Origin of the sequence: Pseudomonas sp. NPDC089569 (genome assembly GCF_050280625.1) — a bacterium.
Classification (GTDB): Bacteria; Pseudomonadota; Gammaproteobacteria; order Pseudomonadales; family Pseudomonadaceae; genus Aquipseudomonas.
On sequence record NZ_JBNNVQ010000044.1, the window covers coordinates 1 to 12,771 of the forward strand.

Below are 12,771 nucleotides of genomic sequence, written 5' to 3' on the forward strand. Positions count from 1 at the left end.
GTTTGTTCGACGTGCAGAAACTGCGTTTCCGCTGCAGCTGCTCTCGCGAGCGTTCGGCCAATGCATTGGTCAGTCTGGGGATGGAAGACGCGCATGCCATGAGCCGCCGGATGCGCCTGGGCCTGTACACCACCACCGGGCTGATCGGTCTGTTCCTGCTGCTGCCGATCGTGTTCATCGTGCTGCTGTCGTTCGGATCCTCGCAATGGCTGGTGTTCCCGCCACCGGGCTGGACGCTCAAATGGTACGTGCAGTTCTTCTCCAACGCCGACTGGATGAACGCCGCCATGGCCAGCCTCAAGGTGGCCGTGCTGACCACGATCTTCGCCGTGGCGCTGGGCCTGCCCACCGCGTTCGCCCTGGTGCGTGGCCGCTTCCCCGGCCGGGAAATGCTCTACGGCCTGTTCACCCTGCCGATGATCGTGCCGCTGGTGATCATCGCCGTGGCGGTGTACGCCCTGTTTCTCAAACTGGGCTACACCGGGACGATGTTCGCCTTTGTGGTCAGCCACGTGATCGTCGCCTTGCCGTTCACCATCATCTCGATCATCAACTCACTCAAGCTGTTCGACCAGTCGATCGAGGATGCCGCGGTGATCTGCGGTGCCTCACGCCTGCAAGCGGTGTTCAAGGTGACCTTTCCGGCGATTCGTCCGGGCATGGTGGCCGGCGCCCTGTTTGCCTTCCTGGTGTCCTGGGATGAAGTGGTGCTGAGCGTGATGATGGCCAGCCCGACCCTGCAGACCCTTCCCGTGAAAATGTGGACCACTTTGCGCCAGGACCTGACGCCCGTGATCGCCGTCGCCTCGACGCTGCTGATCGGTCTTTCGGTATTGGTCATGGTCATCGCCGCAGCCTTGCGCCGGCGCAATGAAATCCGCGCCTGAGCGCCCAGGAGTACGACATGAGTGCAGTGATCAAAGATTCCGCGCAGCAAAACCAGTCGCTGGTCAACCTGTGCAACCTGAACAAGTACTACGGCGACTTCGCGGCCGTGGACAACATCTCGCTGGACATCAAGGACGGTGAGTTCCTGACCTTCCTCGGCTCCAGCGGCTCCGGCAAGAGCACCACCCTGTCGATGCTCGCCGGCTTCGAAACGCCGAGCAGCGGCGAAATCCTGGTCGACGGCCAGTCGCTGGTCAACGTACCGCCGCACAAGCGCGACATCGGCATGGTGTTCCAGCGCTACTCGCTGTTCCCGCATCTGTCGGTGCGCGACAACATCGCCTTCCCGTTGATGATCCGCAAACTGGATGCCGCCGAACGCGAACGTCGGGTCGATGCCATGCTCAAGCTGGTGCAGCTTGAGCAATTTGCCCATCGGCGCCCTTCGCAACTCTCCGGCGGCCAGCAACAGCGCGTGGCCATCGCCAGGGCGTTGGTCTATGAGCCGCGCATCCTGTTGATGGATGAACCGCTCGGCGCCCTCGATAAAAAACTGCGCGAAGACTTGCAGGATGAACTGCGTCAACTGCACCGCCGCCTGGGCATCACCATCGTTTACGTGACCCACGATCAGGAAGAAGCCATGCGCCTGTCCCAGCGCATTGCGATCTTCAGCCACGGCAAGATCGTCGGTCTGGGCAGCGGTTATGACCTGTACCAGAACCCGCCCAATGCCTTTGTGGCCTCGTTCCTCGGCAACTCGAACTTCCTCAAGCTCAAGGCCCAGGGCAATGCCGTGGCAACCTTCGAAGGCCAGGCGCTGTCGATTCGATTGACCAGCGGTCTGCAATCCAATCAGGACGTACTGCTGATGGTCCGCCCGGAAAAAGCCCTGGCGCTGAGCACTCAACAAGCCATCGACGAACCGCTGGCCGCCGGTTGGAACGAAGTCTCGGCCAAGGTCGTGGAAGTGCTGTTCCTGGGTGAGAGCCAGACCTGTAGCGTGGTCACTGCTGGTGGTACGTCGATGACCGTCAAGGCGTTGTCCGCCGCGGGCATGCCGCTCAAGGCGGGCGATCCGGTCAAGGTGCGCTGGGCGACTGCCGATGCCTGCGTTTATACCGAATGGGCCGAGAGCGATTTGAACAAGGCGGCTGCGGCTCATTGATCCTTGCGGGTTCCGTGCTTGCGGGACCTCAATAACGTGTCACCCTCGGGTCGCCGCAACGTCGGGTTGCGGCGGCCTTTTTTTTGCGTGGCTCCTGTGGGAGCTGGCTTGCCAGCGATGGCTGTATTTGTTTCGAGTGTGTACATATCCGTTGCTGCGGTAACGGCCACAAATGGTTCCGCCCTTACGGTGGGTTACTTGGAAGAGCCCCAAGTAACCAAGGGCCCTTGCCCCTTTCGTTCGGCCCTTCACTGCGCTACGGGTCCCCTCGAGGGGGCGTTGCGTGTACCGCTGTAGGAGCCAGCGGTGCGGCGATCCGACTTGCCGGCGAAGACGGACCTGAGATCGCCTTCGCCGGCAAGCCTGGCTCCTACAGGTTTTTGATCCACCCGCCCCTTCGGGAGGCTGAGCGCAGGTGTTCATCCGGGGATAGGCGCGCAGCGCCGTTCGACGCAGTCGAACACATTGCATGCAGGGCAAGCGCAGCGGACCGGAGGGCAATGCCCCCGGATGGACACCGGAGCGAAGGAACCCCTCGCCTTGGCGAGGGGCCGGACGCCGGGGCGAGCGTTTTTTTGCTTATCTTTTTTGAGGCGTTTGTCAAAAAAGTAAGTCGCCGTAAGGGCGAAACCATAAGCCGTCGTTACCGCAGCATTGGATATGTACTCGGTCAGAAATCCTCGTCGGCTGTCAGACCGCTATCGCGAGCAGGCTCGCTCCCACATTTGGATGGGGTACATCCGCAAAATGCGGGTCGGCTATCAGGCCGCCATCGCTGGCAAGCCAGCTCCCACAAAAAACCAATCTAGACCGCAGCAACAGGGTAAATCCCAAAAACAAAAACGCCCGGCAAAAACCGGGCGTTCCAGACAAACACATACTCAACTCAATCGGTAAACCCCAATTGCCCTGCACCAACGCGTCGAGTTTCCCCACGCGTCGCCAGGCAGTAATACAGCGGGCACGTCACCACCAACCCCACCAGCCACGACAAATCCGCACCCTCGACCAGGTTGGCATACGGCCCCACATACAACGACGTATTGGCAAACGGCAACTGCACGATGATGCCGATGAAATACGCCACGATCGCATACAGGTTGAAGCGCCCATAGATGCCACCGTCCGCGCGGAAGATCGAGGCAATGTCGTAATGGCCACGCTTGATGATGTAGAAGTCGATCAGGTTGATCGAGGCCCATGGCACCAACACCAGCAACAGCGCGAGAATCAACCCGATGAACTGGGAGATGAAATTCGCCGAGGCACCCAGCGCCACCACACAGCAGCCCGCCAGCACCACACTGGACAACACCACGCGCACCTTGATGCTCGGCGTCCACTGGCTGGCGAAGGTCTGGATCGAGGTGATGATCGACAGCACCGCGCCATACAGATTCAAGGCGTTGTGGCTGATGATGTTGAGCAAAAACAGCACCATCAGGATCGGCCCCAGCCACCCGGTGGACTGCTTGACCGCCGCCATCGCTTCGGTGCCTTCCGGGGTCGCCAGCACGGCCACCGCGCCGAAGGTGAATGACAGGATCGTGCCCAGGGTCGCGCCCAGGTAGGTGGCGAAGAACGGCCGGGTAATGCCGATATCGGCCGGCAGGTAGCGCGAGTAGTCCGAGACATAAGGCGAGAAGCTGATTTGCCAGATGATCCCCAGGGACACCGTGGCCAGCCAGCCGGACAGGTTGAAACCGCCGCGGGTGAAGAAATCCACCGGCAGGTCATGGGCAAAGATGTAGAGAAAGCCTGCCAGCAAGGCGCTGCCCATCACCCAGGTACCGATACGGTTGAGGGTGTGGATGAAGCGGTAACCGATCACCCCGATGGCGGTCGCGCTGAGCGCGCCGATCAGGATGCTGGCCGGTACCGGCACCGAAGGCGCGATACCGACAATCGATTTGCCGGCCAGCACGATGTTGGAAATGAAAAACCCGACGTAAATGAGTGCGGCGAAGAACACGATCAGCAGCGCACCATACCGGCCGAACTGGCCGCGGCTTTGAACCATCTGCGGAATGCCCATGCGTGGCCCCTGAGCCGACGCCAGGGCGATGACCACCCCGCCGACCATATGCCCCAGGGCAATCGCCAGCAGTCCCCAGAACAGGTTCAGATGGAACACCTGAACCACCATGGCACCGGTGACGATAGGCAGTGGTGCAATGTTGGTGCTGAACCACAGGGTGAAGAGATCGCGGGCCTTCCCATGGCGCTCTGCGAGTGGAACGTAGTCGACCGTGTGGTTCTCGATCAACGGGTCTTGCCGGGACATCTGGGACATGTGCATGAACTCGAGTTTGTCTGTTCTTATCTTTGTAAAAAGCCAAACCGGGGGTGCTCTGTGGGCGCCCCTCAGATGCGCACCATATTATGGTATTCCAACATTTTCACAAGACTGATTCGATCTTTTCAGGCCCATCTGATCCGCAATCCTGCCGTATAACGATGCCCCCTGCCTAGCGCAAACCCGCGTAATCATTGACTTGAAGACCAACGGTGCACGTTTGTCGGTGCGCACAAAAAGCACTTGCAAAGCGTGTATTACGGTATACCATCAGACCTACAAACACATAAAAACCGCGTATCACCACCCGAGGACCGTCCAATGATCGATGCCGCCATCTACAAACAAGTCATGGGCTCGTTTCCGTCCGGCGTAACCGTGATCACTACGCTGGACGACGATGGACAAATCGTCGGCCTGACCGCCAGTGCATTCAGCTCGCTGTCCATGGACCCGGCCCTGGTGCTGTTCTGCCCCAACTACAGCTCCGACTCTTATCCGGTACTGATCAAGAACAAACGCTTTGCCATTCACGTCCTGTCCGGTGGCCAGCAGAGCGAAGCCTATGCCTTCGCGCGCAAGGGCAAGGACAAGGCGCAAGGCATCGAATGGACGTTGAGCGAGCTGGGCAATCCGATCCTGGCCAATGCCACCGCCGTCATCGAGTGCGAGTTGTGGCGCGAATACGAAGGCGGCGACCACGCCATCATGGTCGGTGCGGTGAAGAACCTGATTGTGCCCATGCAGGACACCGGCCCGTTGGTGTACTGCCACGGCAAGATGGGTGCCCTGCCTGCCCTGGCCTGACCATTACCCTCCCCTGTAGGAGCGAGCATGCTCGCGATGGTCGTCAACGATGACGCTGGATACCTGATACCCAGCGGTGCTCTCTCGTTCATCGCGAGCATGCTCGCTCCTACAGGGACAGGGGCGATTAAAAGTTTTGCAGTCATTTCGTATTATGGTATACCAATAATCAACGAGCCCGCAGTCGACAGGCCAACAACAAAAGATCCGAGGTAAGCGTCATGAAATTTTCCCTGTTCGTACACATGGAACGTTGGGACGAAAGCGTCAGCCACCGTCAGCTGTTCGAGGACTTGACCGAACTGACCCTGATGGCCGAAGCCGGTGGTTTCAACACCGTGTGGATCGGCGAACACCACGCGATGGAATACACCATCTCGCCAAGCCCGATGCCGTTGCTGGCCTACCTGGCCGCCAAAACCACCACCATTCACCTGGGCGCCGGCACCATCATCGCGCCGTTCTGGCACCCGCTGCGGGTCGCCGGCGAATGCGCCCTGCTGGACGTGATCAGCAACGGACGCATGGAAGTGGGTCTGGCCCGTGGCGCTTACCAGGTCGAGTTCGACCGCATGGCCGGCGGCATGCCAGCCTCCTCCGGCGGCCAGGCCCTGCGGGAAATGGTGCCGGTGGTCCGTGCGCTGTGGCAGGGCGACTACGCCCATGACGGCGACATCTGGAAATTCCCGACCTCCACCAGCGTGCCCAAGCCGGTGCAAAAGCCGAACCCGCCGATGTGGATCGCCGCCCGTGATCCGGACTCGCACAATTTCGCGGTGGCCAACGGCTGCAACGTCATGGTCACGCCGTTGATGAAAGGCGACGAGGAAGTCCTGGATCTGAAGAACAAGTTCCAGGCCGCACTGGACAACAACCCGGATGTACCGCGCCCACAGCTGATGGTGCTGCGTCACACCCACGTGCACACCGCTGACAATCCGGAAGGCTGGAAGGTCGGGGCCAGGGCGATCTCCAGGTTCTACCGCACCTTCGACGCCTGGTTCGGCAACAAGGAAACGCCGGTCAATGGCTTCCTCGCACCCAGCCCGGAAGAGAAATTCGCCGGCCGTCCGGAGTTCGAACTGGAGAGCCTGCACAAGACCGCGATGATCGGCACACCCGAAGAAATCATTCCGCGCATCAAGTACTACCAGGAACTGGGCGTCGACGAGTTCAGCTTCTGGTGCGACAACAGCCTGCCCCACGCGGAAAAGAAAAAGTCCCTGGAGCTGTTCATCAAGCATGTCGTACCGGCCTTTCGCTAGGAACGAACTCGCGATGGACACCCACGATAACGCGCGTCATCTGAATGACCGCGTTGTCCGGACGCTTTTCGCGAGCAGGCTCGCTCCCACAATTGATCACGCGTCGCACGCAGACTCTGTATGCGCCAAAGATCCCCTGTGGGAGCGAGCCTGCTCGCGATGGCGCAATATCGGTCGCCGCATGCGTCGGCTGACCCATTCAATGATCGCTGATCGCCTCCCATCCCTGGCCCTTCCCTGCGGCGCCGCACAGGTTTACCTGCGCGGCGAATGGACCGCTTCGCACCTGCATTTCAAGCGCTTGCGCGCCAGTGTCACAGCCAAACAGAACGGCTTCTGGCAAATAGTTCACTGAGCCCACCCGAACAGCTACTCATGCACTGCGCGTCTCGCCATCCGATGGCGTGCGCGGTGCGTTGTGTTTCGCCTATGATCAGGTTTGCCCAATGAACAATAAAAACGCGCTGTTGATCATCGACATGCAGCAAGAGGACAGCTTCGTCCTCGACAACGTCGACACGGTGGTCGGCCATATCGCCACCCTGCTCGACACCGCCCGCCACCAGCGGGTCCCGGTGCTCCATACCCGCCACATCAACCCGGCCGACGGCCACGACATGCCCCCAGGCGAGCCTCGGGCGGCCGACGGCGGACCGAGCAGCTATCGCGCCGGCACTCGCCAGGTCGAGATCATTGAACGCCTCACGCCGCAGGCCCACGAACCGGTGATCGACAAGGGCCGCTACAGCGCCTTCCACCGCACTGACCTGGATACCCGGCTCAAGTCGCTGGGCGTCGACACGCTGATCGTCACGGGCGTATTGACCGATGTCTGCGTACTGAGCACGGTGTTCGATGCCTTCGCCCTGGGTTATCACATTCGCCTGGTGAGCGATGCCTGCACCACGACCACCCAGGCCGGGCACTATTCGGCCCTGTTGATCATGGCCAACTGGATCTACTCCCTGGAAATCCTCACCTGTGCCCAATGCGAACGAGCCCTGGCGTCGCACGACTACCTGAGCCTGATCCCCGAGCATCCGGATTCGTTTGCCCATCAGCCCCATGAGTTGCCAGCCACCATTGCCCGTCTGCAAGACCGCCTCGTTCGGACTCAGGAGTGATCGCCATGCAAGTCGAAAAAAGAAGCATCGATTTCATCCCCGAAACCGAACGTCACGGGCGGCCGGGTTCGCTGTTTTTCATCTGGTTCGGCGCCAACATGAACATCACCACCATCGCCTCCGGCGTGTTGCCGGTGGTGATGGGGCTCAACCTGTTCTGGAGTGCCTTGGCAATCCTCATCGGCTCGCTGGTGGGAGCCATATTCATGGCCTCCCATTCCGCCCAGGGACCCAGGCTCGGTATTCCGCAGATGATCCAGAGCCGGGCCCAGTTCGGCGTGATCGGGGCGGTGCTGCCGCTGCTGTTCGTGATGCTGATCTACCTGGGCTTTTTCGTCAGCAATACCCTGCTCGCCGCCCAGGCACTGGAGTCCGTCAGCCCGTTGCCCGCCAGTGGCAACATCTACCTGATCGGCGCCCTGTGTTTCGTCGTTGCACTGTACGGCTACCGATTGATTCACCGCTTGCAGAAGCTGCTGTCGATCCTTTCATTGCTGGTGTTCGTGGTTGCGACGCTGCTTGCCTTGCAGTTGCCGATTCCGGACGGACAATGGTTGCCAACCGGGTTTTCGCTGGCGAAGTTTCTGGTGGCGGTGAGCATTGCCGTGACCTGGCAGCTGTCCTATGCACCCTACGTCGCCGACTACTCGCGCTACTTGCCCAGTGACACGCCCACAGCCCGGGTGTTCTGGTACAGCTACGCTGGCACGGTCAGCGGTGGTGCGTGGATGATGATTCTCGGCGCGATCCTGAGTGTCGGCATCGGTGATTTTTCCAGCAATGTCGGCGGGCATGTCGCCGGGCTGTTCGGCAGTGGCGCCCTCTTGCTGTTCGCCTTCATTGTCTATGGCCAGGTGTCGATCAACGTCTTCAACCTGTACGGGGCGTTCATGTCGACCATCACCGTGATCGAGCCTTTCGCCCGGTTGAAGGTGACGCCAAGGGTGCGCGGGGTGTTCATGCTGGTCATCAGCCTGGTCGCCACGGCCCTGTGCACCGTCAGTCAGGACGACTTCATCACCTTCTTCCTCAATTTCATTTTCTTCATGAGCTACTTCCTGATCCCCTGGACGGCGATCAACCTGGTGGACTACTACGGCCTGCGCAAAGGTCAGTACCGCATCGACGACATCTTCGACCTCAACGGGGTGTACGGGCGGATCAACTGGATTGCCTGCGGCAGCTTCGTGCTGGCGATCGCCCTGGAGATACCGTTCATGAACACCACGCTGTACGTCGGCCCGGTTGCCACAGCGCTGGACGGTGTCGACCTGGCCTGGCTGGTCGGTTTGCTGGTACCGGCGTTGAGTTACTTCTGGCTGATGAAACTCGGCAAGTTTGCCCCACAGGTGGGTCAGGCAAAGCTTCAGCGGTAAACACCTCGAAGCCCAATGACTGTCCCGGCATTGGGCTGCAACAAGAGGGAGCGCAAGCTCCCTCTTCTTTCCCCCGTCAGAAATCGACCGTGGCCGACAACTGCAAGGTGCGCGGATAACCCGGCGAGAACGCACCGTACGAGGCGACACCCGACCAGTACTCGCGATCGAACACGTTCTGCACCGTGGCGCGGAACGTCGTGGGTCGACCTTCGATCTTCGTGGCATAGCGAGCCCCCGCGTCAATGCGGGTCCAGGAGTCCAGTTCCTGGGTGTTGGCCTGGTTGATGTATTGGCTGTCGGTATAGATCGCACCGCCCGTGAGGGTGAAGCCTTCGAGCCACGGCGTATCCCACTCGGCCCAGAGGTTGGCCTGTACGTCCGGCACGCCCACCGGTTTGTTGCCCTTGTTCGCGGCGGTGGCCGAATCCGTCAGTTCGCCATCGAGCAGCGTCACACCGCCCATCAAGCGTGTGCCCTGCGCCACTTCCCCGTAAACACTCAACTCGACGCCACGGTTGCGTTGTTCGGCCTGTACCGAGAACACATTGCCTGCGCCGATTTCGCCACTGGGCTTCTCGATCTGGAACAGCGCCAGGGTGGTCAGGAACGTGCCGTGCTCGTACTTGACGCCAAGCTCGTGTTGCTTGGACTCATAGGGTGCAAAGGTCTGGCCGGCGTTGGCCGCCGTGCCCGGCGCGATATCGCCCTTGCTCAAGCCCTCGACGTAGTTGTAGTAGAACGAAACGTCTTCCCAGGGCTTGACCACCACGCCCACCAGCGGCGTCGTGGCGCTGTCGTCATAGCGTGAGCTGACTGCGCCCGCGGCGTTGTAGTTGCGCGACTCGATGTCTTGCCGGCGCACGCCCAGGGTCAATTGCAAACGGTCGTCCAGCACGGACAAGGTATCGGTCAGCGCTACGCCGTCCAGGTCCGACTCGGAGATGCGCAACACTTTGGGCGCGTTGATGGTTTGCTTGGGGACATCCACCGGGTGGTAAATGTTCGAGCGAATCTCCGTACCGTTGTTGATCCCCCGGTCCAGCTCGTCCCGGTATCGGGTTGCCATCAACGTGGTGGTGTGGGTGACGGGACCGGTGGCGAACACGCCGCGCATGCCCACATCAGCGGTGGAACGGTCGACGTTGAACTTGTAGTAGCCCGGAATATTGCTGGTATCGCCCGCCTCGTTGAGGATTCTCGGCACCTGGTCGGACCGGCGCTTGACGTCGGACCTGCCACCACCGGCATGGGCAAACACGGTGACCGCATCATTGAGATCATATTCGCCACCGAGCATTGCCGACTGCTCCTTGGTGTCCGACCAACCCCATTTCTGCGACAGGTTGGTACGCCCATTGGGCGCGGACGGAACATCGATACCCGGCGCGATCGTGAACGGCCGCGAGGCTGCATCGAAACTTTCCTTCTGATCGATGAAGTCGAGGTTCAAGCGCAGCCGTTCGCCCTGGTAATCGAGGGCAATGGCACCGATCCCCACGTCTCTTTTCTGATCATCGACGGCGGTATCGCCACCTTGCAGGCTGCCGTTGAAACGCACGCCGAACTGATTGTCCGGGCCGAAGCGACGGCTGACATCCAGATGACCGCCCACCTGCGAATCGGAGGCATAACTGGTGGTCACTCGGGTCAGGTCCTCGGCCAATGGCCGCTTGGGAACGATATTGATCACCCCGCCGACACCGCTGTTGGGGGAGATTCCGTACATCAGGGCACCCGGCCCCTTGAGCACTTCGACACGTTCGGCGTACTCGGTGAACACCCGATAGTTGGGCGCCACGCCATACACGCCGTCGTAGGCCAGCTCACCAATGTTGCCTTCGCCGATCGGAAAGCCGCGGATGAAAAAGGAGTCGACGATGCCCCCGGTCTGGCCGGTGGAGCGCACGGAAGGGTCTCGTTCCAGGGCATCGGCCACGGTCACCGTTTGCAGGTCGGCCAGGGTTTTGGCGGTGTAGCTGGTGACGCTGAACGGCGTGTCCATGACGTCCTTGTTGCCCAGCATCCCCAGGCGTGCGCCACGGGCGACCTGCCCTCCGGCCAGCACGGGCGGGAGTGCGCTCGGACCGTTGTAGCGAGCGTCGATGTTGGTCACGCCCAGCGTCAGCGGATCGGCTGTGACGTCGCCCTGCGGATTCGTCGACAGGCCGGACGCCTTGTCCGCGGCGGTCTCCTGCTGCTCGGGGGCCGCGGCCCAGGCGTTGGCGCTTCCTGCGACCAGAACAAAGCTCAACGTGGCGGTACGGATGGCGAGCGCGAGTGCGCACTCACCGTTGGGTCGACTTGCAACAGGCATGACGTGGGGGTCCTTTTCGACAGGGGACAATGGGAATCACTCCTATTGCCAGTCGACTTTTGAAAAGGTATCACCCTGCGGGATTTTATTTTTTCACCGGGTCGATTCGACGCACGACCGGGCATTGCAGAGCCATCGGCAAAATTCCGCTGTGCTGTTTTCCTGCGACGACAAAGCACGTAGTCTGCTGCCCCGCGATTTCGGCGATGGCAAACCTGCCCTGTCGTTGCCCGCTCCGTTTGCTGTCGATCAACCACCGAGGCCGCCCCATGTCCGATGCAGGTGCCATTCAGGGTTCGAAGACCCGTACCCTGATTTATCTGCTGTTCGCGATCCAGCTCATCTCCATGGGCGCGATGGAAATGAGCGGGCCATTCTGGCCTGTGCACCTGCGCGATCTGGCGTCATCGCAAGCCCTGTCGAGCTTTGCCGGCAGCGCCGTTTACATCGCGCCCATGCTGGGCATCATGCTGACCAGCGCGTTCTGGGGCCGTATCGGTGATCGCTACGGCCACAAGCTGATGATGATCCGCGCCCTCGCCGGCCTGTCCCTGACCCAACTGGCGCTGGCGTTTTCCAGCGACATAGAGGTCATTCTGATCCTGCGCTTCGTGCAAGGTGCCTGTGCCGGCTACATCGCGCCGGCCCAGGCTTACGGCGTCAGCATCGAGGCGCCTGCGCGGCGGGCGCGGCTGTTCGCGATCCTGCAGATATCGACCAATGTCGGCTCATTGCTGGGGGCGGTGGTCGGTGGTCTGATCCTCGATCATGCGAGCTTCTTCTGGATCAACTTCATCGCCTGCCTGCTTTGCGCAATGTGCACGGTCGTGGCGGCGGTGACATTGCCGGATGTAGCGCCGGTGAAGAAAGCCCCCGTCGCAGGCTCCCCGGCCACCGGCAGTAAAGGCAGCGTCTGGCAGGGATCGCCATTGCTGCCGTTGCTGGGCGTCATGGGGATTTTGCTGGTGGCGCGACTGCTGCCGCAGAGCGTTTTTGCGCTGTACGTCAGTGCCGAGTTCGACGTCGGCAATTGGGTTGTCGGCTTGTGTTATGGCTTGCTGGCACTGGGTTTCATCCTGTCGGCCACCGCATGGTCACGTTACTTCGAGCAGCGCACCCAACAGCAAACCCTGCAGCGCATCACCTGGGTGGTCATTGCCTGCATCGCCCTTTCAGCCGTGGCAGGCACCACCCACAATCCGGTGGTGTTTGCCGGCGCCTACTTCCTCTGGGGAATTCTGCTGGGTGCCACCACCCCCGTGCTGATGGCCCTGATCTCGAAAGCCGTCGACAGTTCGCAACAAGGTCATGTGATGGGCATTGCACAAGGCACCACGCAATTTGCGTCGATTGCAGGCATCTCGGTCGGCGGCTTGCTCAGTCAGATCCATGGCTTGCAGTACACCTACCTGTACGTTTGCCTGGCGTACGGCCTGGCACTGATTGCCATTGCCACGTTGCGCTATCGCGCCTTCCATCACGCCTGAGAGGTGGCACCGAATCGCGCTTGCGTCACGGGTTCGTTGTCAA

The 12,771-nt window shown here is 60.9% G+C and carries 10 protein-coding genes and 1 pseudogene; 9 read left to right on the forward strand and 2 right to left on the reverse strand.

What is annotated here, in order from left to right:
- Positions 1-11: 11 nt before the first annotated feature.
- The 3 genes and pseudogenes from ACQKP2_RS17940 to ACQKP2_RS17950 all read left to right on the forward strand — a co-directional run.
- A pseudogene (locus tag ACQKP2_RS17940) lies at positions 12-59 on the forward strand (hypothetical protein); the annotation flags it as partial.
- A 51-nt stretch (positions 60-110) separates the two neighbouring features.
- Complete coding sequence (locus tag ACQKP2_RS17945; protein WP_427578360.1) at positions 111-887, forward strand: ABC transporter permease; 777 nt, start codon at positions 111-113, stop codon at positions 885-887.
- A gap of 17 nt (positions 888-904) precedes the next feature.
- Complete coding sequence (locus ACQKP2_RS17950) at positions 905-2,056, forward strand: ABC transporter ATP-binding protein (protein WP_427578304.1); 1,152 nt, start codon at positions 905-907, stop codon at positions 2,054-2,056.
- Positions 2,057-2,942: 886 nt separating this feature from the next.
- On the opposite strand, the gene ACQKP2_RS17955 is transcribed toward ACQKP2_RS17950, so the two are convergent.
- Positions 2,943-4,349, reverse strand: a complete 1,407-nt coding sequence (locus ACQKP2_RS17955) for a purine-cytosine permease family protein (protein ID WP_427578305.1) — start codon at positions 4,347-4,349, stop codon at positions 2,943-2,945.
- Between the two features lie 324 nt (positions 4,350-4,673).
- Here ACQKP2_RS17955 and ACQKP2_RS17960 point away from each other — a divergent pair, with 324 nt between their 5' ends.
- The 5 genes from ACQKP2_RS17960 (at position 4,674) to ACQKP2_RS17980 (ending at position 8,924) form a co-directional block, all read left to right on the forward strand.
- Positions 4,674-5,159: a flavin reductase family protein gene (locus ACQKP2_RS17960; RefSeq protein ID WP_427578307.1), complete on the forward strand. Its 486-nt coding sequence runs from the start codon at positions 4,674-4,676 to the stop codon at positions 5,157-5,159.
- 221 nt (positions 5,160-5,380) lie between these two features.
- Entirely contained in the window at positions 5,381-6,424 is a 1,044-nt protein-coding gene (locus tag ACQKP2_RS17965) for an LLM class flavin-dependent oxidoreductase (RefSeq protein ID WP_427578308.1), read from the forward strand.
- A 202-nt stretch (positions 6,425-6,626) separates the two neighbouring features.
- A complete protein-coding gene (locus ACQKP2_RS17970) occupies positions 6,627-6,779 on the forward strand; it encodes a hypothetical protein (protein WP_427578309.1) in 153 nt (50 codons plus the stop codon).
- Between the two features lie 91 nt (positions 6,780-6,870).
- Entirely contained in the window at positions 6,871-7,548 is a 678-nt protein-coding gene (locus tag ACQKP2_RS17975; RefSeq protein WP_427578311.1) for a cysteine hydrolase family protein, read from the forward strand.
- A gap of 5 nt (positions 7,549-7,553) precedes the next feature.
- The gene (locus ACQKP2_RS17980) at positions 7,554-8,924 is read left to right on the forward strand and encodes a purine-cytosine permease family protein (RefSeq protein WP_427578312.1); all 1,371 of its coding nucleotides are present in this window, start codon (positions 7,554-7,556) and stop codon (positions 8,922-8,924) included.
- Positions 8,925-9,000: 76 nt separating this feature from the next.
- Here the strand turns inward: ACQKP2_RS17980 and ACQKP2_RS17985 are convergent, their stop codons facing one another.
- A complete protein-coding gene (locus ACQKP2_RS17985) occupies positions 9,001-11,241 on the reverse strand; it encodes a TonB-dependent receptor (RefSeq protein ID WP_427578314.1) in 2,241 nt (746 codons plus the stop codon).
- A 269-nt stretch (positions 11,242-11,510) separates the two neighbouring features.
- Here ACQKP2_RS17985 and ACQKP2_RS17990 point away from each other — a divergent pair, with 269 nt between their 5' ends.
- A complete protein-coding gene (locus tag ACQKP2_RS17990) occupies positions 11,511-12,728 on the forward strand; it encodes an MFS transporter (protein ID WP_427578315.1) in 1,218 nt (405 codons plus the stop codon).
- Positions 12,729-12,771 lie beyond the last annotated feature (43 nt).